The organism is Amphritea atlantica, assembly GCF_900111095.1.
GTDB classification, from domain to species: domain Bacteria; phylum Pseudomonadota; class Gammaproteobacteria; order Pseudomonadales; family Balneatricaceae; genus Amphritea; species Amphritea atlantica.
In genome coordinates this window covers 251,645-277,418 of record NZ_FOGB01000003.1, presented here as the reverse complement: position 1 = coordinate 277,418, position 25,774 = coordinate 251,645, and the positions used below count along the sequence as shown (strand labels likewise).

Below are 25,774 nucleotides of genomic sequence, written 5' to 3'. Positions count from 1 at the left end.
AAGACAGGACAGAGCGTATGAACCAGGGCGATATTCCACTGATCAATATGCCGGTTGGCCCCGGCAGTCAGTCAAACGGTGAAGACAGCTTAGTGCTGGACTATATGCCGATGCCAAAAGAGATGCATACCTATGATATTCCGATGTTGCCGGAAGCTGAGCAGTTAGAGAGCTGCCCGGAGACACTGGATCTGCTGGACCGGCTTCAGCAACAGCTGGATGATTACACCCCGGAGCGACCGGTGATCAGTCTTGGACTGGAAAAACTGTCTGCCGCGGGGCTTGATCTGATTAACCAGATTCTCGGTGAAGGTGAAGTTGGCCTGATCTGCAAAACTCAGGATGAGATAAGTTACGAAGTCCATGCGCAGGAAACTGTTCTGGCGGGTGTATGGCGGCTTCGCTATCTGGATGCCGCTGCCAACCTGATACGGGAAACACTGGAGATCGCGGATGTGCCTTCGGTGGCGCGTCATTACGCGTTCTCTCAGCCACGTGCTCTGTCGGTCGCCGGGACAGAATGGCCTGCGGGTATTTTAAACGCGCCTCCGGTGTTGATTGAGCTGCAACATAAAAGCGAATGCTATCAACCGGGTGATGAGCCCCATGTGATCAATCTGTCTCTGTTGCCCTTTTCTCCGGCGGATCATCAACTGCTGGAAGATCACCTCGGCTCGGGTGCACTGGTGATCTTATCCCGGGGGTATGGGAACTGCCGCATCAGCAGTACTGGAATCTCTCCTATATGGCGGGTGCAGTATTTCAACTCAACGGATCATCTGATTCTCGATACGTTGGAGGTGGTCGATATGCCCGCCGTTGCCTGTGCTGCACCAGAGGACCTGCAGGATAGTGCTCTGCGTCTGAAAGAGATAAGAGAGGTATTAATCTGATGAGTGTTGATTCGGGTCAGAAGTTTGAAGGCAGCTATCTGGGGCAGAACGATCTGCTCAGTGATGCCACCTGTCTGGAGTGCAAAATCTGCTGGTATGTTTACGATCCCGGCAAAGGGGATGATATCTGGCAGATTGAGGCCGGAACGCCGTTCAGTCAGTTGCCAGAGCACTGGCGCTGTCCAGTATGTGATGGCGACAAAGACCAGTTTATGGTGCTGGATAGCTGAGGTGTTAAACAGATGGTGGATATCGGTTTAATTGAGTCCCGCTATGTCGAAATTCTTCACACCCGTATGGAAGGGGTGGCCGTGGTTAACCAGAAACTCCAGGTAAAGGCTCTGGGGTTTCAGTCGCTGGGAAATGAGCAACTGGGTGTTTTAATCACTCCCTGGTTTATGAACCTGATGCTGCTGCCTGAAACTGTGTTGCCAGAGACAATGCTGTTGGAAACCGAACTGTCGGAAACTGAACTGTTGGAAACCGAACTGCCGGAATCAGAGCCGCAATGGACTGAGCAGCAGGTGGGCAGCAGATGTATTCGTCATCTTCCTTCCGGGCCCTATGAGTTTATTCTGGGCTGGGATGAGATTTTAGGAGGCTATGGCATGTGTGCACTGTTCTCTCCCATGTTTGAGTTTAACGATCAGGCTGCTGCTGTTGCCACCGCAGAGGAGGTGATAAAGGCGCTGTTTGAGTCTGATAACTTCGCTCCCACCGACCGACAGCGGCAATTAAGCCGTTCTGATTCGTTGCTGGAAGCCACTGAAAGCAAAGCTGAGCCAGATACTTCAACGGTAACTTCAGACGAAGGGGAAGCCGTAAAGCTGAGTCGCCGTCAGTTCCTGACCGGAGGGGGGAAACCAACCGCCCGGTGTTCTGGTCATGGCTGATGTGGCGGGACAAATTACTGCCTTACTGGACTGGCGTGAGGGCAGAATCGCAGCACTACAGCTGACCTCAAGTCGCCCGGCACAGATGGGACGGTTATTTGAGGGACGAACGGTCATCGAGGTTTCGCGGATGATCCCGCTGCTGTTTACGGCCTGCAGTGTGGCCCAGCGGCTGGCCTTTTTACAGGCAGTGGAACAGAGTCGTGGCGCTGTCGTTGCCAGAGAGATCAGCAGGGGGCGTCAGCTTTTGCTGCAGGTAGAAAACTGCCGGGAGCTGTTGTTCCGCTTGCTGAAGGACTGGATAACGACTGATTCCACTAAGATGGCGATATTGCAGCAGATTCAGGGATTGCTAACCAGGCTGTTACGCCGCTGGAATTACCTGTTGCAGCCTCAGCGGAATAAAGACCGCTTGAATAGCGATCAGAATCGGGAGCTGACAGCGCTGTTGGGCCCGGAGCGACAACAGATTGCCGGGCAGTTAAATGAGATGCTCACACCGTTGCTGGGGATTCCTGCAGAGCGTGTTCATGGCTGGCTGGATAAGATATCACCTGAGCATCAGTTCAGCGCTCCGTTGCTAGATCCGGTCATGCAGCTTCACCGTGATTTTTCTGGTGTGACGCTGGGAGCGGATCTGCAACCACTGCCTGACTTGCAACAGAGGCAACAGCAGCAGATACTTAAAACGGCGTCTTCGGAAGTGCAGCAAAGATTGTTTTGCGCGACACCACGCTGGCAGGGCGAGTGTTGTGAAACCGGTAGTTACAGCACTTACCGAGGTGAGTTACAGCACTTTAAACAGCGGGGCTGGCATGAACTGAGTTGTCGTTATGCTGCTATGTTGTTACAGCTGAGTCAGATCCCCGGGGCGATCAGTGCTGATTGTAGCGCTGGCGTCACAGAGTCTGCTGAGAGAACCGCTGAGGATATTGGCGTTGGTCTGGGAATAGTAGCAACATCCCGCGGACAGCTGTTACACCGGGTAGAGATGATGGGGGAAAGGGTTTTGAGTTATCACATTCTCGCACCGACCGAGTGGAATCTTCATCCCCGGGGGCTGGTCGCGACAAAGTTGCAGGGCGTCAGAACGGAAACCGATTCGCAGGCGCTGTCATTGGGTCGAACAATGCTATTGCTGGCGGACCCCTGTGTTGCTTTTGATATCACACTGAATCAATGGGAATCTGTCTGAATGCATGAGATGTCGATCTGCGAAGGGATCATTCAGGTATTGGAAGAGCAAGCGGCCAGTCAACACTATCAGCGTGTGAAAACGGTCTGGCTTGAGATCGGCCCACTGGCAATGGTTGAGAACGATGCCTTACGGTTTTGCTTTGATGCCGTCACCCGTAACAGTCTTGCTGAGGGTGCGCGGTTAGAAATAATCGAGTTACCCGGGCTGGCATGGTGTCTGGAGTGTGCCAGGTCCGTGACGATAACAAAGCGCTATGATGCCTGTAGTGAGTGTGGCAGTTACCAGCTGCAGGTCACTCAGGGTGAAGAGCTAAGAATAAAAGAGTTAGAGGTGGAATAACCATGTGTACAGTTTGCGGCTGCAGTGAAGGCGAGGTTTCAATCGAGGGACACCAGCATCATCATGGGCATTCTCATTCACACAACCATCAGGAAGGGCATCATCAACATAGCCATGCTGAGGAGGGCCATCATCACAGCCATGCTGAAACAGAGGTTGTAGCTGAGGGTAATAACCTGCATTTCGGTCAGGGCGCTGCCCATGCCCACGCGCCAGGCATGAGCCAGAGCCGTATGGTGCAGATCGAGCAGGATATTCTTGGTAAAAATGATCGCTATGCCGGACAAAACCGGCAGCGTTTTGAAGCGCTGAATCTGTTTGCGCTGAATCTGGTTTCCAGCCCCGGATCAGGAAAAACATCGCTGTTGACCGCGAGTATCGAGAAAATAAAAGGTCGCTGCCCGGTGGCGGTGATTGAGGGGGATCAGCAAACCGCTAACGACGCTGACCGGATACGCGAAACCGGTGTTGCAGCGGTACAGGTGAACACTGGTAAAGGCTGCCATCTGGATGCGCATATGGTGGGTCATGCGCTGGAACGTTTCGATGATCTGGCCGGGGGCATACTGTTTATTGAGAATGTCGGTAATCTTGTCTGTCCCGCTGCATTCGATCTGGGTGAGGCGCATAAAGTGGCGATTCTGTCAGTCACCGAAGGCGAGGATAAACCCCTTAAATACCCTGATATGTTTTATGCAGCCGATCTGATGTTGTTGAATAAAACCGATCTGCTGCCCTATCTGGATTTCGATGTCGGGCAGTGCATTGCAGCGGCAAAGCAGGTGAACCCTGATATCGAAGTTATTCAGATATCTGCCCGCTCCGGCGAGGGGATGGACGACTGGCTAAACTGGATCGAGCAACACCGGGTTGCCCGAATCCAAAAGCGAATTGAGCAACTGAACAACCAGATCTCGCTGCTGCAGGAGATGGTGTAACGATGCAGACTCAAAAACGGCCGACAGTACTCTGTGTTGATGATGAGATCCGCTCGCTGGAAACCCTTGAGCGGACGCTGGATGAGGAGTTTGATGTTCTGACGGCCAGCAGCGCAGAGGATGCACTGAAAATCCTGGAGGATAGTCGTGTTGAAGCGATTCTCTGCGATCAGCGTATGCCTGGTGTTACGGGCGTTGAGTTTCTGACCGAGGTGCGGCGGCGCTGGCCGGAACCGGCGCGCTTGATTCTCTCTGGTTATACCGATTCGGAAGATATTATCCGCGGTCTGAACGACGCGGGGATCTATCAGTACATTACCAAGCCCTGGCACCCGGATAATCTGCTGATGGTGGTGCGCAACGCCTGCAAACTGTGTCAGTTACAGAATGAAAACGAGCTGCTGACCATGGAGATGCGTCTGACGTCAGAGCAGGTGGAACGCAATATCAACCATAAGAAAGCGCTGCTTAAATCCGGTTTTAAGATGGACGAGATCCGGCGTAGTGAGAACAGTCCGCTGAATAAGCTATGTGAGCAGGCTGCCCGTTTTTCTCCCTTTGATGTTTCCGTGCTGATCACCGGTCCCTCCGGTACCGGTAAAGAGTTATTTGCCAGGGCGTTGCATTACAACAGCCTGAGAGCCGATAAACCCTTTGTGGTTGAGAACTGTGGCGCGATGCCGGATGAGCTGCTGGCTTCTGAGTTGTTTGGTCATAAGAAGGGCTCTTTCACCGGGGCGATCTCAGATCATATGGGAATGTTTGAACAGGCGGATGGTGGCACTATTTTTCTCGATGAGATCGGCGAGATCACTCCGGCTTTTCAGGTAAAACTATTGCGGGTGCTGCAGGAGCGTGAGGTCCGGCCACTGGGTGATTTTCAGCGCCGCAAGGTCGATGTCAGGGTGATCGCCTCTACCAACCGGGATCTGGAAGAGGAGGTGCGTGCCGGACGCTTTCGTCAGGATCTCTATTTCCGGCTCGCCGAGGTCACCCTGACGCTGCCAGAGTTAGCGCAACGAAAAGTGGATATTCCAATGCTGGCGCAGGGGTTTCTGGATAAAGCGATGGCAGAGTTCGATAAGCCGGTAAAAGGGTTTACCGGTGAAGCACTGGCCTGCATGCAATCGTACTGCTGGCCGGGTAATGTCCGGGAATTACAGAATGAAGTTCGGCGCATGCTGGTACTGTCCGATGGCGACTATCTTGGTGCCGATCTGCTGTCCCCCCGGGTGTTGAGGGCTGCACCGCAGGAGGAGGGGGGCGAACTGGAACTGCTGGCGGGGTTGGATGGCAGCCTGAAGGATCGTATCGAAACGCTGGAAAAACGTATTCTCAGAGAAACCCTGATCCGTAACCGCTGGAATAAAAGCCAGGCGTCCAGAGAGTTGGGGCTTTCCCGGGTGGGCTTAAGAGCCAAGCTTGAGCGTTATCAACTGGAGCGCACAACGGTAGCTCAAAGCCCGGACAAACATCAATAGCAAAACCCTCTATCGAGGGTTTTGCTATCAGTCGTAACCGCTTCGTTTCAGCGTTTTTTAGCCCAATTCAGCAGCAACGGGTCAGGCGAGTGGTTATAAATCCACCCCTTTTGGCTTTTTCCAGTGAAGCTTCTTCTCTATAGCATCTATCATTGCACCAGCGACATCAATATTGGTGGCGCTCTCTATCCCCTCAAGTCCGGGTGAGGAGTTCACCTCCAGCAGCAGAGGCCCTTTTCTGGAGCGGATGATATCGACTCCCGCCACTCTCAGCCCCAGCGTTTTAGCCGCCAGGAGCGCCAGTTTCTTCTCCTCGGGGGTTATCTTAACCAGGCGGGCGCTGCCGCCCTGATGGATATTGGCGCGAAACTCTCCCGGCGCTGCCACCCGTTCGATGGACGCTACAATCTTTCCGTCGATAACAAAACAACGCAGATCCTTACCATCGGCTTCCTTTATAAACTCCTGAACCAGCAAGTTAGCCCGCAGGGATTTTATCGCATTGATTACTGATTCAGCCGCTTTACGGGTTTCTGCCAGCACCACGCCACGCCCCTGAGTCCCTTCTAATAGCTTCACGATCAGCGGCGCACCACCCACCATCTCTATAAGGTCCGTAGTATCGATTGGCGAGTTAGCAAAGCCGGTAGTGGGGATATCAAGTCCATTTTTTTGCAATAACTGCAGTGAGAACAGTTTATCGCGAGACTGAGTAATGGCGATTGAGCCGTTGAGAGTTGCCACCCCAAGGCTTTCAAAGTGGCGTGTCAGGGCGCAGCCATAAAATGTCATGCTCGGGCGTATGCGGGGGATGATTGCATCCAGATCATTTAATACCGTGCCACCCCGATAGTGAACCTCCGGTTGCTCCCTGTCCATTTTCATATAGCACTGCTTGATGTTAAGAAACATCATCTCATGGCCACGGGCTTCGCCAGCCTCAATAATCCGCTGGTTACTATACAGATCAGGATTACTGGCCAGCAGACCGATCTTCAGGCCGCTGGATTTGGTTTCTGTGACATCGTAGATTCTTTTCGCTTCTTCAATGGTCAGATTACCCTGACAGAAACTGGAAGAGGGGTTAACGAGAATACCCTCCATTGCCTCCCTGCCAAGCAACATCCGGTAACCCATACTGTCCCGGTTGGTCAGTGTCAGCTCAATTTCCCAGATATCGCCACCGAGTTTCAGAGGAACGCGAATGACATAACGCTTCTCCGCATCTCCGCTTGAGCTTTTCACTGTTCGACGGTCAATCACCTTCGCTTCACATCTGACAGTGACCTTCAGATTTTTTTGCAAAGGGTGCATATCAAAGGAAACCCAGGGATTGCCGTCCCGTTTAAATGGCTGGATGTTGACCGCATGTACCGAAGAGGTTTTAGCACCTGAGTCAACACGGGCTTTAATTGCCGGGATGCTAAGGCTGGGGAACGCACACCACTCTTCACTGCCGACAACAATCATTTCGTTAAGGTTCATCTGCAAAGCCTGATAGGGGAAGGGGTCACCTTCCATTACTGAATTGGCCCGCAAATGTACTACTTTTATATGACTGGGTGAAGTCAGAAATAGGAATTTCAGAAGCAAAAAAAAGCCCTGCATCAGCAGGGCTTTAAAGGGAACTAAGTGAAATTTACTTAGCTAATTTAGATACTTCAGCCATCGCTTCTTCACTTGCTGATTTAGCCAGCTCAGTGAATGCTTCGCCTTGTGCTTTCAGCAGTTCGAACAGAGTAGTGTTAGCTTCAACGTTGAACTTAACAACGTCTTCAGGTGTTTTCAGTTCTTTAGCTTTTTCAGCTTCAGTCTTGAAGAAAGCAGCCAGGTCTTCGCCAGCTTTTTTCTGCAGCTCAACAGACTTAGTGATAGTTGCAGCCTGCATCTCCATCAGAGATTTTACAGATTCGAATGATTTGGTGAAGTCGATTGTGTTAGTCATGGTAGTTCTCCAGTAAATTTATGTTGCGGTGCACAATGAAGTCTATTGTAGGGATCTCAACAGGGAAGTCAAATCTTTTTTTGTGCAGTGCACAAAAGTGTGAGATGGCAGGTCTCTGTCTTGCCCGGATATAAAAAAACCCGGTAGTTTTCACTACCGGGTTTCTCAGAAGCGGTTCGCTATTAGCTAGCCAGTTTCTTGATTTCAGCCATTGTCTCTTCGCCAGACTCTTTAGCCAGAGCGCTGAATGCTTCGCCCTGAGTCTTCAGCAGCTCGTACAGAGCTTTGTTAGATTCAACGTTGAACTTCAAGAACTCTTCTGGAGTCTTGAGTTCTTTAGCTTTGTCAGCTTCACCTTTGAAGAAAGCAGCCAGCTCTTCAGCGGACTTCTTCTGCAGTTCAACGGTTTTAGTCAGTGTAGAGGTTTGCAGACCCATCAGAGTCTGAGCAGATTCTAAAGGCTTTTTGAAATCAAAAGTTGTGTTAATCATCGTAGTCTCCGTTAGGTTATGATGCGGTGCACAATGAAAACTATTTTAGTTGAAAAAGTAACACCGTCAAGTATTTTGTGCGGCGCACAAAAAAATATTTATCGGGTGCAGATTAGCAGCCTGAGATGACTATTTGGTGACAGGGAGAATAAAGCGGCGTGACCGTTTCAGGGACTGCCGCTTTTATTGATGGGGAGAATAACGGCAGAGAGAATGATTTGCTTACAGAGCAGTGCCCAGGGCTAGTCATCCAGATCGAGGGCCTGTTTCAGTTGCTCTATCACCTTGGTTGACAGCCGGTTGATTCGTATCGAGTTGCTGTTTGGGTCAAACTCAATTTCACTGTTACTGTTCAGCGTACCAAGAGAGCGTCGGGAGAAATCCAGTTGCCAGTTGTCCATCTTTGCTTTTACCTGAGTATAGGCATTGATGGTGCTGGTATGGGGCTGAAACTCCTGACTGACCTGATAGTTTTCGGAGTTAGCGAATTTGCTGAAACTACCGCTGGCCTGTTGTGCCTGTTCAGGTGGCATGTGGCTGTCAAAGATTTTTTCAACATCAGGCAGGTAGGCGGACTGTTTATCATCGCGTTGACGGGAAAGGTAGCTGACGACGTCCTCAACAATCTCTTCCTGTTTTTCCTGCAGTTGATAATGGCGGCAGAAATCTTCGCTTGCCTTGATCAGGTCAGAAGTGGACTTCTTAGAGGGCACGACATCGGTGCACCCCAGGGCGTTGGAAAAATAGTGAGTAATATCGCCTTTTCGCCGCGTGCCAATAAAACTCAGATAGCTGTCGCTGCCCTCCTTATAGGTAGTGATGTTGATCTTGGCGGCCTGATGCAATTTTTCCAGATCAACTTCGATTACCTTGGTTGGGTTAAGCTCCTGATCAAAGGCAACGCCGGTTTTATCGCCAACCAAACCGATCAGCAGATAATCAAATACATCCGATGAATAGTAGATGAAGATCACATAGCCACCTGTCGCCGCACGGGCGGAGGGCTGCTGCAGTGACGCTGCCAACTGGGCCAGGGCCTGATCGCAGAGGTTCAGAAAACTGGTTTCATCCGGAGTACTGTCGATAAATTTTTTGAATCCTGAGATAAAGGGGTAACCCTCACTGTTCTCATCATTAAAGGAACCATGGGTCAGTGCTGCACGACGTCCATAGGCTGATACCAGCGCATTAAACAGCTGCTGTGCCATCGGATCATTAACGTTTATAGCACCACCCTTGTCACTGATGGTCGCAACGCTGTCGTCGACTTCTTTTATCAGTTCACGGATAGCGAGAAATTTAAGATCCATTGCGGCAGTTTCCGATGATATTAATGTAACAGTAAACTCAGGAGTCAATCCGGGCTTATCCCAGAGGTGGGCTAGTGTAGCGTATTGGCCGTTGTGGTCAAATATCCGGTGCGGTTTCCCTCTCCATTTGGATGAGCGTGATCAGCGCCTCCTGTCTGTTGTCACCGCAGTGCTCTTCAGCCGCCTGAAATGCCCGGCACAGCGATGGGTAGTCAGTGCTGTTCCAGATAGTGCAGTTAAAAGATTTATCCAGATTGACGCAGGGAACTCCCGCTGGTTTGCCATTGGGCATATTCGGAATCGGAGTGCTGATCTGGGGGGCGATACAGCAGGCGCCACAGCCTGAACGACATTTCATATAGCGATATTATCCTGAGAGTAAACCGCTATAATAGCGCATCAGAGCCAATAAATGCCCCACGAAAAGGTTAAATCCTATGGCGCTTAAGCCAACCATCTATAAAGTTGAACTCCAGTTAAGTGATACGGACCGCCACTGCTATGAAACCTGCCATCTGACCCTGGCGCAGCATCCCTCCGAAACATTACAACGGATGATGGTGCGCCTGCTGGTCTATGGCATTAATTATCACCCGGACCTGAGTTTTACCCGGGGGTTGTCCAGCACTGATGAGCCGGAACTCTGGCAGGTGGGTCCTGACGGAATGGTTGAGCACTGGATAGAGTTGGGGCAGGCGTCACCCGAACGGTTACGCAAGGCGGTAAGCCGTGCACCTAAAATCTCGCTGTATGCCTACGGCAGGGAGGTGGATATCTGGTGGGACAAACAGGGGCGGCAGATTAATGAGTTGCCCAAGGTTCAGGCCTGGCGTTTTCATGATAGTGACGTTACCCGGCTTGATGATTTTGTTAGCCGGAGTATGCAGCTTTCGCTGACCATCAGCGATGGGGAGTTGTTTCTCAGTGATAATATCAATCACCTGAGTCTGAGGGTCAGTTCTTTAAGCTAACGGTTTGAATTTAAATATGTTTTCGGTGACAGTTTTGATCTGAAAGAGGGGAGGATCCGGGCCCACCTGCAAGGGTCAGGCTCTGCTGGAAAGAACCTAGCGTCGGTATATAGAGGGGCCCGGATATAATTCAGTGTATACTGTTTTAGTCGTGGTGCAATTTATCCAGATCAAAGGAGTTTGAGAAAATACTCAAATTGGGTAATGGTTGAAGGGTTAAATAATCACTAAATTGATTGTGATTTTTAGGGTGTTTTACCATGATTAAATTGAAATCAGGCAAACCGATCTGTTTTAGTCGGTTTTGCCCATGCTTTCAATCATCTTCATCTCCTGCGCTGAGAAGCCTGCTTTTATTCTTACTTCGTGATTGAAAGGACCTTTTAACGGGCCTTTCATATATTTCCACAGCAGATCGATAAAGGTTTTATCCGGATCCAACTGGCGTTGTTGGCACTGGTGGTGATACCAGCGGGTGCCGGAACTCACATGGCCGACCTCTTCGTTGGCAATCATGGTGAGGATATCAACCATTTTTTTATCGCCTAGCTGGTCAAACTTCTGAATGGTTTTTGGCACTACATCCAGAGCGCGGGCTTCAAATACCCGGTGAACGATCCCCATCCTTTCGAGCATATCATCGGCGGTGTCGACCGCCATGCTCCAGAGCTCACCATGGGCCTTAAAACTGCCGTAGTCATAACCCATCTCTCTCAGACGCCCGCGCAGTGCGATAAAATGGTTGGCTTCCTCGCCAGCACACTGCATCCAGTCTGCGTAAAACGCTTCGGGCATTCCCCGGTAACGGTAGACCGAATCCAGCGCCAGATTAACCGCAGTCAGCTCAATGTGGGCGAGGGCATGGATCAGCGCTGCGCGCCCCTCCTCTTTACCAAACTTACGCTTGTTGACTTCAGAAGGAGCGACTATCTCCGGTTTTTCTGGCTGACCGGGCTGATTCAGTTGTTCTGGTTCTTCGCCGTCGCGCCACTCCAGTTTACCGGCATTCCAGCGGCTGACGGTTTGTCGCGTCAGTTCGATCTTCAGATCAGGATCTGCTGTGAGGAAGGCTTGTTTTGTGTGGCTGTATAGGTTTTGCACTTAAGTTACCGCCGGGCTGATGAAAAACGGCAGTCATTGTACCTTTTGCAGGCCCGGCAGTGGAGGGCAAAGCGTTTTTTTATGATCTGTATCCTGAACGGAACCGGTTGCCCGGGTTTACAAACTGAGTTGCGATAGCTGAGTTGTCCTGTTTACCAGCCTCCATATGATCGTCGATGGTGAAATCTGCGGTTGTCATGATGACGGTAGATTTTTCTGTGCTGGTGTGAACGTCTGTCTGAATGATATCTGTGACTGGGTTCAACAACATAAGAGTGAGGGTAGCGTCCCGGATACACAATGGTTGAATAAGATCTCAAATGTGATCCTGAACCGAACCGTTCAGATCTGTTATAGCCCGGCCGGTGATAGCCAGACCGGTAATCCGAATGTCTGTGGTGGCGGTCATTATATCGATAATTGCTGAGATGCCGGTCACCGATATAGAGTCGCAGATTGCCGCTGTCGATTGTGATCCCACTATGGATAGTGACCCGGCTATCAGCAGAGCTGCTGAGGGGCAGACCAATGAGGGCCAGAAAGAGTATCAATGCGGGTAACGTTTTTAAATTGCTCATAATATCACCTCTTTTACGGTTAGATATTAGTGCAATAAACCCTTACCTAAGCTGAACAGGGAGGTGGTGTCAGTGGATGATTTTTCAGCATAAATGTCAGCCTGATTCAGCTGTGATACATATTGCAGATGTTTAAGGCCCCCGTCATCTGACTACTCAGATACCATCGAAGGTATCTGAGCTAACTATAATGACTGAGCTCAGCTCTCTGTTTCCTGTTTCATATTTCATATTTCGGGTACAAAGCGGGCAGGCCAGCTACCCCGAAGTGGGCCGAATATCAGGCGTCTCAGCTTGTACCAGTAGGTGCCGAACAGGACAATAAACACACCAAAGCCAATAAAGATCACCAGTGGCAGGTTGTTGCTGTCGAGAATATTACTGCTGACAACCTTGAAGATTGCATAGATCGCATAAGAAAGGCTGGAGACAAGCATTGCCCGGCGGTCAACAAACAGGGCGGTCAACAGAAACAGAATGAAAAATAGTAATAGTGCAATTTCGCGGTTGCTGCCTGCATCAAGCACCCCTGCATGGCTGAATAACAGGGTGGTCATCATACCATGGACAATCAGTGGTGAGGCCAGCAGGTGAAGCCAGAATCCACAATCACCGGCGCTCCGTTGTCGTTTGCGATCCTGCGCATCAAAACTCATTGCCACCAGGAAAACGATCAGGCCCATCGCCGTGAAGAGTAACTGGTGTCTGAACATATCGATGCCGACACTGCTGACCGTGGCAGCCACCAGGCCCGCCGCCACAGGTAACAGGCTGAACGGCATACGGTAACGCAGGTAGAATAGCAGCGAGCAAACGCTGAGCGTCAGAAACTGCAGGGTTGCTGTTTCAAACTGGGAGACTCCAAGTGCTTTGCTCAAAAAGTAGAGTGTCGATATGAGAATAGCGATACCTGGCAACGCCAGCCTGCGAACCCGTACCAGCCACTCTGCAGCACCCAGAAACAGCGCTGCGGGAAGCAGCCACTGGAGCTGACTGAGATGCATTGCAGCGATAGAAAAGGCGACAAACAGAACGCCTAAGGTGATGAAAATATCGCCGAAGTTACGGATAAAGCGCAGTTGTTCTTCGCTTGTGGGTTCGTCGTTATCCTGCGCGGTACTGAACGCGATCAGTTCCTGCAGTTGTTTGTGGGAGATAATGCCGCGTTGAGCGGCTCTCTCCAGGGTTTCAATATCCACGCTGCCTCCATTCCAAAATGGCATAGCTTAGCGCTATTTTGTCAGCGGGGTAAGAGGAGGCTGGCCCGGCGGATGGTTGTGACTGGCGGTTAGCGGCGCCGGATTCCAATTTTACGGCCGATATTGGCAGGTTTGGGCAGATCCGCCTGCAGCTGTGCCATTGCATCTATCTGTTCGGTCACCCCCGCAGGAAACTCACAGCTACTACGGCTGTTCAGATCAACACACATGGCCATCTGCTCCAGAGTTGCTGCAAGGTATTCAACTCCCTGATCGGTATGGGCGTACATCTCAAAGTAGAGGTGCAGGCGTTTGCTGTCGTGATCGATCAGTTGGCAGCGGATCTCAACAGGCTGATCCAGTATAACTTCGTTGTTGTAGGTAATGTGGTTTTCCAGCACCATCCAGGATATTCCGGTTTGTTCAGTGACGGCTTCACTTAACCCCAACTGACTTACCAACTCTACGCCCGCCAGATCGAAAATCAGAACGTAATAGGCAACATTCATATGATTGTTGTAATCAAGCCATTCTGGTTTGATCCGGGTGCGGTAGATAATCGGTGCTTTTGGCGTCATCAGTTCAGCTTCCTGTGTTATTGGCTCTGTTCTGTTTCACTGTGTTGTTGGGTCGCCTCTCTGAGAGCTTTCTGTTCGATATTCCAGATATTCAGCTCCTCATAATAAGTATCCCAGACACAGGGGGAGCATCCGCTTTCACAACATTCGAAGTCGGCAGGTGGCGTTGGTTTCTCCCGGGTCATGACGGTAACGGGCTGGGAGGCGTTGTCTCGCTTCATATCGGTCAATGCTTTTCTGATCGCTTTCGTTTATTCCTGACTATTTTACTATGATTATCCCTCTACGCCCATCCGATATGGGTGGGCTTAATAGGGAGAGCACAACTTTTATACTATATGTTAGTGGAGCTTTCTGCGACAATATCTCCCCGATTTTAAGTTGTCTCGCTGATATCTCCATGAAAAAAAACGCGCCTGACCTGTTTTCCTACCCCCGCTACTGGGCTGAATGCTTCGGCGTCGCGCCCTTTTTGCCGACTAGTCGGCAGGAGATGGAGCAACTCGGCTGGGATAGCTGTGACATTATTATCGTCACCGGTGATGCCTATGTTGACCACCCCAGTTTCGGTATGGCGGTTATGGGGCGTCTGCTTGAGGCGCAGGGATTCAGAGTAGGCATTATCGCTCAGCCAGACTGGCGCAGCGCGGATGATTTTATGGCGCTGGGTAAGCCTAATCTCTATTTTGGTGTGACTGCCGGCAATATGGATTCGATGATCAATCGCTACACCGCCGATCTGCGGCTACGCCATGATGACGCGTATACCGCAGGGGGGAAAGGCGGCAGCCGGCCAGATCGGGCGGTTATTGTCTATAGCCAGCGCTGTAAAGAGGCCTGGAGTGATGTGCCGGTGGTGCTGGGCGGGATTGAAGCCAGTTTACGCCGCATTGCACAGTATGATTACTGGAGCAATAAAGTGCGTCGCTCGGTGTTGCTGGATGCGACCGCCGATATTCTGCTCTACGGCAATGCGGAGCGGGCAATTGTTGAACTCAGTCATGGGCTTGCTGCGGGCAAAAGTGTTGATGATCTTTGGGATCTTCGCGGCACAGTACATATCCGCCAGCAGCCACCGGCGGGCTTTGTTGAACTGGATTCAACCCGCATAGACTGGCCCGGAAATATCGACAAACTGCCAAACCCGTACGATTTTGGAAACGATCAGAGTGGCGTCGATAAGTTGCTCGACCCCACGACAAAACGGTGTGGGGCGGACAGTTCTGTAGCTGCTAACAGTGATCAGACGCGTGATGAGGTGACCCCCATTCGCATCATCCCTATGCCCCTTAAACGTAAAGAGAAGCTGACGCCGGAAACAACCTATATCCGTCTGCCATCGTTTGATAAGGTTGCTAAGGACTCTGCATTGTACGCGCATGCATCACGGGTGTTACATCAGGAATCCAATCCGCATAATGCCCGGGCGCTGATTCAGAAGCATGGTAATCGAGAGGTCTGGGTGAATCCTCCACCGATCCCTCTTGAAACACCGGAGATGGATGGGGTATTCGGTTTGCCCTATCAGCGGGTGCCGCATCCGCGCTATGGTAAACAGAAGATCCCTGCCTACGATATGATCCGCTTCTCAATCAATATTATGCGCGGCTGTTTTGGCGGCTGTACCTTCTGTTCGATTACCGAGCATGAAGGGCGGATTATCCAGAGCCGATCCCATGAATCGATTTTGAATGAGATTGCAGAGATACGGGATAAAGTACCAGGCTTTACCGGGTCTATATCCGACCTGGGGGGGCCGACCTCCAATATGTATTTCCTCAACTGCAACGATGATGAAATTCAGTCGAACTGCAGAAAGCTTTCCTGTGTCTATCCGACCATCTGTAAGAACCTGGATACCGACCATAGCCGGACCACCGAGCTGTATCGTAAAGCCCGGAAAATGGAGGGGATCCACAATGTCGCGATCGCTTCCGGTCTGCGCTATGACCTGGCGGTTAAAGACCCGGAATATGTGCGTGAGCTGGTGACCTACCACGTCGGGGGGTATCTGAAAATTGCTCCGGAACACAGTGAGCAAAATACCCTCAGTAAGATGATGAAGCCGGGTATGGATACCTACTACGACTTTAAAAAGATGTTTGACCGCTTCTCTCAGGAAGCGGGCAAGAAGCAATATCTGATCCCCTATTTTATCGCCGCTCACCCGGGCTGTGAGGATGAAGATATGCTCAATCTGTCTCTGTGGCTGAAACAGAATGACGTTAAGGTGGATCAGGTACAGAATTTTTATCCGTCACCTATGTCGCTGGCGACAGCGATGTACCACTCAGAGAAAAACCCTCTGAAACAGGTGACTTATAAAAGCGAACCCCTTTATATCCCCCGGGATAAAGATCAGCGTAAGGCTCATAAAACGCTGTTGCGCTACCATGATCCTGAGAACTGGCCTGCACTGCGGGTTAAACTGAAGGAGATGGGACGGGAGGATCTCATCGGAACCCGGCCTGGACAGCTGGTAGCGCCCGCTGAGGAGCCTAAGCGTCGTGAGAATAGCAGAGGGGCGGTCAAATCTGGTGACCGCCCACGGGCAGCTGTAAGAGCCGCAGTGAAAGGTAAAAAAAGCGCTGCTTCACGTCCGGCTAAAAAACGTAAAGGGGCAGGGCAAAGCAGCGTTAAAAAGCAGCAACACTGATTGTTGCTGCGGGCTGGGTGGAACTTAGTTCAGAACAGTTCGTAAGACTCCGTGATGCGGCGCTTCAGTGAACGTTCCTCCATATAGTCTTCTATCATCTGACGTTTACGGTTTCGACGTCCGCCCTTTTTTTGTCGTTCTGGTTCAGGGCTTTTAAAAAAATCGTTGTCCATCTCATCAAGAGCTTCGGTTGACAGGTCGTCCAGACGGATTTTGCTACTCATCGATAGTTACCCGGGTTGCGTTTTTTATGATGGGTAAATAAAAACCTTTAAGGGTGACGATAGCGTGACGTCCCTATTAAGCTTTGTTAACAGGGATATTACATGCGGAGATGTGTTTGCCGCTGGCGAGTATCGAGGCGATGTGAATGGGGGATGGTGGGGCAACAGAGAAACTGAAAAGGGCAGCGGATGCTGCCCTTAGTCGTCGTAGAATTCACGTAGTTCGCGTTCGAGTCTGCGTTGTTCCATGAGTAGCTCTATACGTCTTCTTTTCTCAGCATCACAGCAATACTTTTTCTCTTTAGCATCGATCTCAATCTCATCATCTTCCCAGTCATCTGCTAGATCGAGAAGTTCTGTGTCTTGTTTTTCTTTCTCTGTCATGGCTCCGCTCTTCACATGCAAGTTGGCTTTAGATAGTGCTTATCAGAATTAGCCAATACTGATTAATTACATGATCAAACCCGCCTGCCCTGCAGGTTCGCGTCTAACCAGATTATGGGACAAGATTCGCAGGCGTAAAATGAATTTTTATATATCAAACGATTGTTTATATGAATATTTTTGAAGAAAGAAAAGATGGTAAAAGGCATAAAGAATGCTAAAGAATCATTTAAGCTGGCAGGATGCCAGGGGCGCAGCAAGGGGGTGATGGTGGTGGTTGTGTTATGACAAAAAAACGCCCCATGTGGGGCGTATGGCAGGTGGTTTTTAGCTGAACGGGTTAGCGCTTTTGCAGGGCGGCAATACGGTCATCCAGGGGAGGGTGGGTTGCCAGTAACGCCATCAGCCCCCCTTTAAGATGGCTGCTGATACCAAATGCAGTGAGCGTTTCCGGCATCTGATCAGGCACATTATATTCGGCTTTCAGACGTTGCAGGGCTCCGATCATGGCATGCGGGCTGGCCAGCTGCGCTCCCATCTCATCCGCCCGGTACTCTCTTCGACGGCTGAACCAGGCAACAATGGTTGAGGCCAGGATGCCCAGCACTATTTCAGCGACAATTGTTGTAATGAAATAGCCAATGCCGTGACCCTGTTCATTTTTCAGGATTGCCCGGTCGACAAAATGACCGATGATGCGCGCAAAGAACATTACGAAAGTATTGACGACGCCCTGAATCAGGGTGAGGGTAACCATATCGCCATTGGCAACATGGCCTATCTCGTGTGCCAGAACGGCTCTGATCTCCTCCCGGCGAAAGCGCTGCAGCAATCCCAGACTGACGGCAACCAGAGCATCGTTTTTATTCCAGCCGGTGGCGAAAGCGTTGGCCTGTTGGGCTGGGAAGATACCCACTTCCGGCATGCCAATACCGGCCTGATCGGCCAGCTCTTTAACGGTGTCCAGCAGCCACTGTTCATCAGCACTGCGTGCCTGAGTGATCACTTCAGTTCCGGTGCTGTTTTTTGCCATGAACTTAGATAAAAACAGCGATACAAAAGAGCCCGCAAAACCAAACACGGCACAGAAGATCAGCAGATTACCCAGATCAAGATTGACACCGTTTGCCTGTAGCATTGATCCCACACCAAAGAAACTGAGGGTCACACTGGCAAGTGCTATGACTGCAATGTTGGTTAACAGGAAAAGACCGATTCGCATCATGATTCAGTTAGCTCTTATTAATTAAGTTGATGATATAGATATAGGCGAAGGGAAATAGTTTCAACCACTTTGCTGATTGGGAGGATAAATAACTGGCCCTGTCGTCTGTGCGTCTCTATAATCGCGACTTTTTTACGTAAAATGTACCTCGGCGGATCTCGGATGCAGGAAATTTTTGATTCTATCTCCACGCAGCTCGATCTGTCTGCGGGGGAGGTCAGGCGGTTGTTTCACGGCCGGGGTCGCTGTTACCCCGGATATGAGCAACTGGTCATCGATCTGTTGCCTCCGGTCGCGATAATCCGCTTATTCAGCGAGCATCCGGCTGAGTTGATTGAGACGCTGAATTGCTATTTTCAACAGTTGCAAAGTCCCTTTAAACCCGATGCGCTGGTGGTCCAGCACCGCTATCGACGGGAAAATAGTATCGAGGTACTGTGGAATACCGGGGATGAGGCGCTGGATCAGGGGTTGACGGTGACTGAGCTGGGGCTGAAGTATGTTGTGCAGCCATTAAAAAACCAGAACAGTGGTCTGTTTCTGGATATGCGTGAGGGGCGTCGCTGGGTTAAGCAAAACAGCCTGGGCAAGCGGGTTCTGAATCTGTTCTCCTATACCTGTGGTTTCTCGGTTGCGGCTATGGCCGGTGGAGCCGATGGCGTTATTAACCTGGATATGAGTCGTGGCGCACTCAGTAGCGGACGACAAAATCATTGTCTTAATCAGTTGTCTGTGGAGCGGGTGAAGTTTTTAGGCCATGACCTGTTTCGTTCCTGGGGTAAACTCAGGCGAGAGGGACCATACGATCTGGTGATTATTGATCCCCCAAGTTTTCAGCGAGGCAGTTTTGTTGCCACCGATGATTATCGAAAAGTACTGAGGCGTCTGCCTGATCTGACCGCTGATAAAGGTGAAGTGTTGTTGTGTCTTAACTACCCTCAATTGGGTAGTGACTTCCTTATGCAGCTGGTTAAGGATTGTTGTCCTGAGTTTAGTTTTTGTGAACGTATTGCAAATCCGGATGACTTTCCGGATCAGGATCCAGAGCAATCGCTGAAGGTTTTGTTATTTAAAAAAGACTGACTGAACAGTCTGAAAGTAAAGTGTGTTTAAAGCGGGAATGTTATGAATCTGATCTGCCTGGATCTGGAGGCGAGTGGTCTGGGGCCGGACTCCTATCCTATTGAAGTTGCCTGGAAAAGTACTGCTGATGAGAGCGATAGTTTTTTGATCAACCCGGATTCAGTTCCTGGCTGGACCTTCTGGGATGAGTTTGCCGAAGAGATACATAGTCTGTGTCGTACTGAGCTGCGTCAGCAAGGGGTGAGTGCTGAAACTGCCTGCAATCGACTGAATGCAGCATTGCAGGGGTGTGACGTTATTAGTGATGCCTGGGAATTTGATTATTTCTGGCTTAAGCGTCTGTTTGTTGCTGCGGGACAGAAAATGGCGTTTCGCTTAGTGGGATTGCGAGAATTGCTCAGCCCTGAAGAGATGATTCAGTATCAGTTTATCAGTAAGGCGCAGTTGCGCCAGCACCGGGCGATGAGTGATGTCGATCATATATTACAAGCGGTTCACAGTGTGCGGTTTCAGGAATAACGCTTCTGTCCTCAGCTGAGTCGCTTGTCAAAAGGCAACCATCGGGTTGCCTTTTTTGTGTGCCTGAAACACTGGCTACCGTTTTATCCCTGTTCCTTATATCAGCACCTCAAGGCCTGATTGCAACTGCATCGCGTCTTCTGAGATTGATGCGCTATGCGGGGGTAATCCCGCCAGCTCGGCTTCTGCGGCAGGGAACATCGCAATCACCTCTTCGGTGGTTAGCTTTTTACGCATGCAGGTGTTGATATAGCAGGCGATATTCACAATCGCACTCAAAGGAGTAGGGGGATCGGCGTCGAAAGGCTGTTTGTGGTAACGCACCGCTTCGCTCAGGCTGGCGGGGAACTGCCAGTAGCGCAACAGTGCTTCGCCGGCTTCTGCTGTGGTGAAGTTCAGCCTCACTCTCTCTGCTTCAGAGCGATCGCAGTCGGTTTCATCAACCAGTTTCTGTATTGCTTCGGCGAGTTTTGGTTTGGTCAGATGCAGCAGCAACCGGCCAATATTATGGATCAGACCCACAGTAAACGCAGTATCGGGATCCACAGCAGTGCTCTTTTCTGCCAGCCATTTAGCCAGTGCCGCCACCTGAAAGGATTCAGCCCAGAACTGCTTGATATCAAGACCTTCAACCTGTTTCACCGAGCCGGCAAAACCAGAGGCGATCACCATCGTTTTCAGCTGCGCCATGCCCAGCATGATGATAGCTTCATTGATTGACGTTACTTTTCGACTCAGGCCAAAGTGTGCCGAGTTAACCAGGCGCAGAAGCTTCAGCGACAGCGTCTGATCATGGATCACTTTTTCCGCGATAACGCCGTAATCGGCTTTGGGGTTGTTAAGTTGCAGAATTAGTTCGCGTACGACGTCGGGAACATTTGGCAGTTTATGGGTTTGTTGCAATAGCTCACTGACTTCCATAGCCTCATCCTCTTGAGTTCGGAATAACAGCAATTCTGTTATCTGACGAACTGAGTAACAATGCTTTCAGAATCAGGTGGAAGTTGTCATTTTGCAATAACAATGGATCTCACTATGGGAGGTGCCGATCCGGTAGAACTATTCCTGCTACCGAATCGGTTGGTGGGATCAGAGGTTGAGTACGTGTTTTTCGATATGGGAGCGAAGCTCTTCGTACTGTCCCATCTCTTCAGGCTTGAAGTAGAACTTGTAAAAGTTGCGTTCAACAACGCTGCCTTTGGCATCACCGATCTTCTCTTTTGTGCTGGAATAGCGATAAGCCATCTGTAGATGGATAACTCGGGTGTGTGGTGGCACGGTGATCTGGTGGTTTTCAAGATCGAAGCGGGTCTTGGTCTCTTTGATGGTGTAGAAAGAGATTTCTGCTGCATGACCCAGATTGATCAGAAAGTTACTGGTGACTGGCATGATATGGTTTTTTTCCATGCCGTTGTGTTCCATGTAGATACCGCAATTTTTCTTGATCTTAATAAACATACTGATTCCGCGAGAGTGAGTTATTGTTAAGGAGGATGCGACCAGTTCGTGCCTCTGGCTGTTCATTAACAACACAGAATCAATTAAACCTATTCAGATCTTCCTTCGCACTGGAAAGCTGTAACGCCGCCAGATTATATGTCTGTTTTATAACAGAAAGGTGACTAAGTATAGAGCCTGATTCAGAAATAAAAAAAGCGATCATCTGATCGCTTTTGAAAAGGGTTATTCCTGTGAGTAGTTTTTCAGAAACACCGCAATACGATCGATGGCTTCGCAGAGCTCATCTTCCCGTGGCAGGAATACCAGACGGAAGTGCTGGGTGTCCGGGACATTAAAACCACTGCCCTGAACAATCAGTACCTTCTGCTGCTGCAGCAGATCCAGCGCCAGCTTTTCATCGTTTTTAATCGGATAGATCTCCGGGTCAAGTCTGGCAAACAGGTAGAGGGCCCCCTGAGGTTTAACGCAGGAGACGCCGGGAATGTCGTTGAGCTTCTGCCAGGCAAGCTGACACTGATCGTGCAGGCGTCCACCGGGCACTGTCAGTTCGTTAATGCTCTGGTATCCCCCCAGCGCTGTCTGGATCGCATGCTGGGCTGGCACGTTAGCGCAGAGGCGCATACTGGCGAGCATCTCCAGACCTTCAATATAATCGCGGGCGTGATGCTTAGGGCCGGTCAGTACCATCCAGCCGGAGCGGAAGCCAGCGGCCCGGTAGGCCTTGGATAATCCGTTAAAGGTGATGCAGAGAACATCATCGCTCAGCGAGGCCATCGGGATATGCCGGGCGCCGTTGTAAGTTATCTTATCGTAGATCTCGTCCGCAAAAATGATCAGACCAAACTCTTCTGCCAGCGCAATAATCTGGCGTAAAACCGCTTCCGGGTAGACTGCCCCGGTGGGGTTGTTCGGGTTGATAACCACAATCCCTTTGGTGCGTTCGGTGATTTTGCTGCGGATATCATCAATGTCCGGAGTCCAGCCTTTCTCTTCATTGCAGAGGTAATGAACCGGATTACCGCCAGCGAGGCTGGCTGCGGCGGTCCAGAGTGGATAGTCGGGGGCTGGGATTAATAGCTCATCGTTATCGTTCAGCAGGCCCTGCGTCGCCATAACAATCAGTTCGCTGACGCCGTTGCCCAGATAAATATCTTCAATGGCGACATTACGGATACCGTTTTTCTGGCACTCCTGCATCACCGCTTTGCGGGCGGAAAACAGCCCTTTGGAATCACAATAGCCCTGTGCTGAAGGCAGGTTGTAAATAACGTCCTGAACAATCTCTTCCGGCGCATCAAAACCAAACGGGGCAGGGTTGCCGATATTCAGTTTTATAATGCGTTGGCCCTCTTCCTCAAGACGTTTGGCTTCCTGAAGGACGGGACCACGGATGTCATAGCAGACGTTGATCAGTTTATTTGATTTTCTGATAACGGACATGGATTAATCCTGTAGTGGTGTCCTGTAATATTCTATTATCAGTACGGGGCATATTGTTACTGTGTAACCGCTTACTGAAGGCCCGGAATAATACGCTGTTTCACAGAAGTTGCACAGTAACAGATCGATCTTTTTGTTTTACCTTTCTGTATCGGAGTTTCTTATGGCTGGTGATGATTTTAAAGTGAAAAAGACTGAATCTGAGTGGCGTGATCAACTGACGCCAGAGCAATATTATGTCTGTCGGCAGAAAGGTACTGAGCGGCCAGGCACTGGCGAGTATGATCAGTTTTTCAGGGATGGAAAGTATCATTGTATCGCCTGTGGGGAGCAGTTATTCAACAGTGATAATAAGTTTGATGCCGGATGTGGCTGGCCCAGTTTTGATGCCCCTGCCGTGGCTGAGAATATTACCGAAAACCAGGATACCTCGCACGGGATGATCCGCACCGAGGTGGTGTGTAGCAACTGTGGTGCGCATCTTGGGCATCTGTTTCCCGATGGGCCAACCGCCACCGGTATGCGTTACTGTATCAATTCAGTTGCTATCGATTTTCACTCAGAGGAGGACTGACTGGTGAAGTCTTTTAAATGGCTCTATGAGCATGTGGAGGCCCATAAAGCCGGCCAGGATGTTGAAGCGCTGCTGCCACAGGTCAAATCTGCCGAAGAGCTCAGGGCGATGGGGGATGACCGGTTGTTATCGCAAATCTGCCTGCGGGTCTTTCGTGCAGGGATCAAGCATTCGGTAGTTGATGCAAAGTGGCCAGCGTTTGAGCAGGCTTTCTATGGTTTTGATCCCGATAAGATTGTTTTGATGAGCGATGATCAGTTGGAGAACCTGATGCAGAATGATCAGATTATCCGACACTGGGGAAAGATTAAATCGGTGCGTACAAATGCGATGATGGTGACTGAGCTGGCGGCGCAACATGGCAGCTTTGCTAATTTTATTGCGGACTGGCCAGTGACCAATATTATCGGGTTATGGCAATTGCTGAAGAAGCAGGGGCAGCAGTTGGGAGGGAAGTCAGGCGCTTATTTTTTGCGTCAGATTGGAAAAGATACCTTTATTCTGACCGATGATGTTGTTGCGGCGCTTAAGGCTCAGGATATTATTGATAAAGCGCCCACAGCACAGCGGGATCTGCAAAAAGTGCAGGACTGTTTCAATCAGTGGCAGCAGGAGTCGGGCCGGCCGATGGCGCAGATCAGCCGGCTGTTGTCCTATACGGTAGGCTGGTGAGCGGTCTTACCGGGCCAGGAAATTGACTAGTTTGGTGTCATTAAATGCCCGGCTGATAGTCATCAGCAGGATTTCGTTGACCATTTTCTGATTATCCGCCAGAGAGGGAGTGGTTGCATACTGATACTCTTTCTCCGTGCTGTAATTTCCGCTCAGAAACTCACTGTTTTTCTCGGCAGTTACTTTAATGGTGGCGTTCAGTTTCACGGACTGTAGCGCGCTCTGAGTCGCATTGTATTCCAGGTGAGTCAGTTCCACTGTGAGTTTGGTATCGGCCGATGGTGCAGGTATGGCACCCAGCTTGACGATCGCCACCCGGGCTCCCTGCTTCAGCGCTTCAGAGGCCGGGACGGGGAGAGTCACCTCAGCCCGGTCGCTGAAGCGACTGATGCGGTAACCAATGACATCCGAGTTGCGCATATCTTTGCTCTGGACTTCGATCTGAAGGTTAGCAGGCAGAGTCGATTGGGCGGTTACCGTTGGGTGTAGGGGTTCAACTGATACCTGATGGGGCTTGAATGTACTGCACCCTGACAGCAGGAATATGCTGGTAAAGATCGTAATTATTACTTTGCGCATGGTTATTGCTCCATATCGGGGATCGGTTTGGGCGTTAGTTTTTCCAGAAAAGCTTCCAGCGAGTCAGCTAGTTTCATAATGGGTTGTTTGCCCGGTTGTTCCAGCCAGATCTCGCCGGTCTGGTTGTTGATAGATAAAAATTTTTCGCCATCAGGTTCGGTGCAGGCAAAAAACAGGGTAGCAGGTTGTTTCTGCTTCTGCTTAGTCAGCAAGTGGCCTATCAGGTTCCCGCGAAGACGCTCACAATCTTTTTCACTCCAGAGAAACAGCAGGCTCAGCTCGCCCCACTCAGAGGTTGCCGGGAGGGGATCAGACCAATAACGGCTATACCAGAGGCGAAGATCTTCATGGATGCTGTAGCCCAATGCCTGCTCCAGCCGGTCTAACATATCATGGCAGCTGTTGTCGCTCTGTGACTGAAGAACTGGCTTCCAGGGTGTTTGCTGGCCCGGCTCTGAGGGCTGCTGATGGCACTCAGAGGGCCATTCGGGGTCATAAATTGTTAATGGTAGCCGTCCAGTCTGACGGAGTTGCAGATTAATCGCTGCTGCTACAAATGAATCGATTTTTTCAATCAGAGGCTGGGGCATCTTGGTTTGGTCCGTTACAGCAATATTAGGCCTGTTACGCGGTAAGGCTTTTTATAGGTGTCGAGTGTAGCAGAGTCAGTGCGGGTTGGTGAAAAACATCAGGGTATATGGTTTCTGCCTTGCAGGGGGGAAGCAAATAGATGATGAAAATATTTTAAGATAAACGTTTGACATGCCAAGCAAAATCCTTACAATTCGGCTCTCGATTTGAGGGCGTGTAGCTCAGTTGGGAGAGCGTCGCCCTTACAAGGCGAATGTCGGGAGTTCGAGCCTCTCCACGCCCACCAGATCGAAGACGTGATGCGGGTTAATCCCGTCATGCGGAGTGGTAGTTCAGTTGGTTCGATTGCTGTCTTGCACATATGTGGGGATTGGTGGTCGCGGGTTCGAGTCCCGTACAATGCGGAGTGGTAGTTCAGTTGGTTAGAATACCTGCCTGTCACGCAGGGGGT

31 protein-coding genes, 1 tRNA gene and 1 pseudogene are annotated in these 25,774 nt (G+C 50.5%); 15 read left to right on the top strand and 18 right to left on the bottom strand.

Translation table 11 applies throughout. The features are described 5' to 3' along the window. The first annotated feature begins 17 nt into the window (after nt 1–17). From BMY09_RS07245 to BMY09_RS07215, 7 genes are read left to right on the top strand one after another with little or no spacing between them, the layout of a single operon-like run. Nucleotides 18–893 (top strand): hydrogenase expression/formation protein, encoded by an 876-nt coding sequence (locus BMY09_RS07245; protein WP_091355953.1) that lies wholly within the window; start codon nt 18–20, stop codon nt 891–893. Beyond that, nucleotides 893–1,123, top strand: a complete 231-nt coding sequence (locus tag BMY09_RS07240) for a rubredoxin (protein WP_091355952.1) — start codon at nt 893–895, stop codon at nt 1,121–1,123. Before BMY09_RS07245 ends, BMY09_RS07240 begins: the two co-directional genes overlap by 1 nt. A 12-nt stretch (nt 1,124–1,135) precedes the next feature. Beyond that, a complete protein-coding gene (gene hybE / locus BMY09_RS07235) occupies nt 1,136–1,786 on the top strand; it encodes a [NiFe]-hydrogenase assembly chaperone HybE (RefSeq protein ID WP_091355950.1) in 651 nt (216 codons plus the stop codon). Beyond that, on the top strand, nt 1,779–2,981 hold the full coding sequence (locus tag BMY09_RS07230) for a nickel-dependent hydrogenase large subunit (protein WP_091355947.1): 1,203 nt from the start codon (nt 1,779–1,781) through the stop codon (nt 2,979–2,981). The genes hybE and BMY09_RS07230 overlap by 8 nt, the downstream gene beginning before the upstream one ends. Next, complete coding sequence (gene hypA / locus BMY09_RS07225; RefSeq protein ID WP_175483463.1) at nt 2,982–3,323, top strand: hydrogenase maturation nickel metallochaperone HypA; 342 nt, start codon at nt 2,982–2,984, stop codon at nt 3,321–3,323. 2 nt (nt 3,324–3,325) lie between these two features. Continuing rightward, complete coding sequence (hypB, locus tag BMY09_RS07220) at nt 3,326–4,261, top strand: hydrogenase nickel incorporation protein HypB (protein ID WP_091355946.1); 936 nt, start codon at nt 3,326–3,328, stop codon at nt 4,259–4,261. A gap of 2 nt (nt 4,262–4,263) precedes the next feature. Continuing rightward, entirely contained in the window at nt 4,264–5,742 is a 1,479-nt protein-coding gene (locus tag BMY09_RS07215; RefSeq protein ID WP_091355944.1) for a sigma-54-dependent transcriptional regulator, read from the top strand. A 93-nt stretch (nt 5,743–5,835) separates the two neighbouring features. On the opposite strand, the gene rimK is transcribed toward BMY09_RS07215, so the two are convergent. The 6 genes and pseudogenes from rimK to BMY09_RS07190 all read right to left on the bottom strand — a co-directional run bounded on the left by rimK (nt 5,836) and on the right by BMY09_RS07190 (nt 9,846). Then, a complete protein-coding gene (gene rimK / locus BMY09_RS07210; RefSeq protein ID WP_217647406.1) occupies nt 5,836–6,741 on the bottom strand; it encodes a 30S ribosomal protein S6--L-glutamate ligase in 906 nt (301 codons plus the stop codon). A 75-nt stretch (nt 6,742–6,816) separates the two neighbouring features. After that, nucleotides 6,817–7,212 (bottom strand): annotated as a pseudogene (locus BMY09_RS22275) (ATP-dependent zinc protease family protein); the annotation flags it as partial. Nucleotides 7,213–7,381: 169 nt separating this feature from the next. Continuing rightward, nucleotides 7,382–7,687 (bottom strand): hypothetical protein, encoded by a 306-nt coding sequence (locus BMY09_RS07205; protein WP_091355940.1) that lies wholly within the window; start codon nt 7,685–7,687, stop codon nt 7,382–7,384. Nucleotides 7,688–7,869: 182 nt separating this feature from the next. Continuing rightward, nucleotides 7,870–8,178 (bottom strand): hypothetical protein, encoded by a 309-nt coding sequence (locus BMY09_RS07200; RefSeq protein ID WP_091355938.1) that lies wholly within the window; start codon nt 8,176–8,178, stop codon nt 7,870–7,872. Nucleotides 8,179–8,420: 242 nt separating this feature from the next. After that, complete coding sequence (locus BMY09_RS07195; protein ID WP_091355935.1) at nt 8,421–9,488, bottom strand: nucleoid-associated protein; 1,068 nt, start codon at nt 9,486–9,488, stop codon at nt 8,421–8,423. Between the two features lie 97 nt (nt 9,489–9,585). Beyond that, nucleotides 9,586–9,846, bottom strand: a complete 261-nt coding sequence (locus tag BMY09_RS07190; protein ID WP_091355932.1) for a YkgJ family cysteine cluster protein — start codon at nt 9,844–9,846, stop codon at nt 9,586–9,588. A 79-nt stretch (nt 9,847–9,925) separates the two neighbouring features. Between BMY09_RS07190 and BMY09_RS07185 the strand changes: the two genes are divergently transcribed. Next, the gene (locus BMY09_RS07185; protein WP_091355929.1) at nt 9,926–10,459 is read left to right on the top strand and encodes a YaeQ family protein; all 534 of its coding nucleotides are present in this window, start codon (nt 9,926–9,928) and stop codon (nt 10,457–10,459) included. 294 nt (nt 10,460–10,753) lie between these two features. Here BMY09_RS07185 and BMY09_RS07180 read toward each other — a convergent pair whose 3' ends face one another. Further along, nucleotides 10,754–11,560, bottom strand: a complete 807-nt coding sequence (locus BMY09_RS07180; RefSeq protein WP_091355927.1) for a ferritin-like domain-containing protein — start codon at nt 11,558–11,560, stop codon at nt 10,754–10,756. 389 nt (nt 11,561–11,949) lie between these two features. Between BMY09_RS07180 and BMY09_RS22125 the strand changes: the two genes are divergently transcribed. Next, a complete protein-coding gene (locus tag BMY09_RS22125; protein ID WP_175483462.1) occupies nt 11,950–12,120 on the top strand; it encodes a hypothetical protein in 171 nt (56 codons plus the stop codon). Between the two features lie 245 nt (nt 12,121–12,365). Here the strand turns inward: BMY09_RS22125 and BMY09_RS07170 are convergent, their stop codons facing one another. The 3 genes from BMY09_RS07170 to BMY09_RS07160 form a co-directional block, all read right to left on the bottom strand. Further along, nucleotides 12,366–13,337, bottom strand: coding sequence for a hypothetical protein (locus BMY09_RS07170; protein WP_091355921.1), 972 nt, complete (start codon nt 13,335–13,337; stop codon nt 12,366–12,368). 89 nt (nt 13,338–13,426) lie between these two features. After that, on the bottom strand, nt 13,427–13,915 hold the full coding sequence (locus tag BMY09_RS07165; RefSeq protein ID WP_091355918.1) for a thioesterase family protein: 489 nt from the start codon (nt 13,913–13,915) through the stop codon (nt 13,427–13,429). 17 nt (nt 13,916–13,932) lie between these two features. Then, on the bottom strand, nt 13,933–14,136 hold the full coding sequence (locus tag BMY09_RS07160) for an oxidoreductase-like domain-containing protein (RefSeq protein WP_091355916.1): 204 nt from the start codon (nt 14,134–14,136) through the stop codon (nt 13,933–13,935). 179 nt (nt 14,137–14,315) lie between these two features. Between BMY09_RS07160 and BMY09_RS07155 the strand changes: the two genes are divergently transcribed. After that, entirely contained in the window at nt 14,316–16,571 is a 2,256-nt protein-coding gene (locus BMY09_RS07155) for a YgiQ family radical SAM protein (protein WP_091355913.1), read from the top strand. A gap of 29 nt (nt 16,572–16,600) precedes the next feature. On the opposite strand, the gene BMY09_RS07150 is transcribed toward BMY09_RS07155, so the two are convergent. The 3 genes from BMY09_RS07150 to htpX form a co-directional block, all read right to left on the bottom strand. Continuing rightward, on the bottom strand, nt 16,601–16,795 hold the full coding sequence (locus BMY09_RS07150) for a PA3496 family putative envelope integrity protein (RefSeq protein WP_091355911.1): 195 nt from the start codon (nt 16,793–16,795) through the stop codon (nt 16,601–16,603). A 198-nt stretch (nt 16,796–16,993) separates the two neighbouring features. Beyond that, nucleotides 16,994–17,179, bottom strand: a complete 186-nt coding sequence (locus BMY09_RS07145; RefSeq protein ID WP_091355909.1) for a PA3496 family putative envelope integrity protein — start codon at nt 17,177–17,179, stop codon at nt 16,994–16,996. 340 nt (nt 17,180–17,519) lie between these two features. Continuing rightward, the gene (gene htpX, locus BMY09_RS07140) at nt 17,520–18,404 is read right to left on the bottom strand and encodes a protease HtpX (RefSeq protein ID WP_091355906.1); all 885 of its coding nucleotides are present in this window, start codon (nt 18,402–18,404) and stop codon (nt 17,520–17,522) included. Between the two features lie 162 nt (nt 18,405–18,566). Here htpX and BMY09_RS07135 point away from each other — a divergent pair, with 162 nt between their 5' ends. Both BMY09_RS07135 and BMY09_RS07130 read left to right on the top strand, forming a co-directional pair. Beyond that, a complete protein-coding gene (locus BMY09_RS07135; protein WP_091355903.1) occupies nt 18,567–19,487 on the top strand; it encodes a class I SAM-dependent methyltransferase in 921 nt (306 codons plus the stop codon). A gap of 42 nt (nt 19,488–19,529) precedes the next feature. After that, a complete protein-coding gene (locus BMY09_RS07130) occupies nt 19,530–20,006 on the top strand; it encodes a 3'-5' exonuclease family protein (protein ID WP_091355900.1) in 477 nt (158 codons plus the stop codon). A gap of 96 nt (nt 20,007–20,102) precedes the next feature. Here the strand turns inward: BMY09_RS07130 and BMY09_RS07125 are convergent, their stop codons facing one another. The 3 genes from BMY09_RS07125 to BMY09_RS07115 form a co-directional block, all read right to left on the bottom strand. Beyond that, entirely contained in the window at nt 20,103–20,927 is an 825-nt protein-coding gene (locus BMY09_RS07125; protein ID WP_091355898.1) for an HDOD domain-containing protein, read from the bottom strand. Nucleotides 20,928–21,095: 168 nt separating this feature from the next. Beyond that, nucleotides 21,096–21,464 (bottom strand): hypothetical protein, encoded by a 369-nt coding sequence (locus tag BMY09_RS07120; protein ID WP_091355896.1) that lies wholly within the window; start codon nt 21,462–21,464, stop codon nt 21,096–21,098. 225 nt (nt 21,465–21,689) lie between these two features. Beyond that, complete coding sequence (locus BMY09_RS07115; protein WP_091355893.1) at nt 21,690–22,907, bottom strand: pyridoxal phosphate-dependent aminotransferase; 1,218 nt, start codon at nt 22,905–22,907, stop codon at nt 21,690–21,692. Between the two features lie 163 nt (nt 22,908–23,070). Between BMY09_RS07115 and msrB the strand changes: the two genes are divergently transcribed. After that, nucleotides 23,071–23,481 (top strand): peptide-methionine (R)-S-oxide reductase MsrB, encoded by a 411-nt coding sequence (gene msrB / locus BMY09_RS07110; RefSeq protein ID WP_091355891.1) that lies wholly within the window; start codon nt 23,071–23,073, stop codon nt 23,479–23,481. Nucleotides 23,482–23,484: 3 nt separating this feature from the next. Then, a complete protein-coding gene (locus BMY09_RS07105) occupies nt 23,485–24,153 on the top strand; it encodes a DNA-3-methyladenine glycosylase I (RefSeq protein WP_091355888.1) in 669 nt (222 codons plus the stop codon). Between the two features lie 6 nt (nt 24,154–24,159). Here the strand turns inward: BMY09_RS07105 and BMY09_RS07100 are convergent, their stop codons facing one another. Together BMY09_RS07100 and syd are read right to left on the bottom strand one after the other, a co-directional pair. Next, a complete protein-coding gene (locus tag BMY09_RS07100) occupies nt 24,160–24,732 on the bottom strand; it encodes a YajG family lipoprotein (protein ID WP_091355886.1) in 573 nt (190 codons plus the stop codon). Nucleotides 24,733–24,734: 2 nt separating this feature from the next. Beyond that, nucleotides 24,735–25,322 (bottom strand): SecY-interacting protein, encoded by a 588-nt coding sequence (syd, locus tag BMY09_RS07095; protein WP_091355883.1) that lies wholly within the window; start codon nt 25,320–25,322, stop codon nt 24,735–24,737. Between the two features lie 211 nt (nt 25,323–25,533). Here syd and BMY09_RS07090 point away from each other — a divergent pair. Then, nucleotides 25,534–25,609, top strand: a tRNA-Val gene (locus BMY09_RS07090). Nucleotides 25,610–25,774 lie beyond the last annotated feature (165 nt).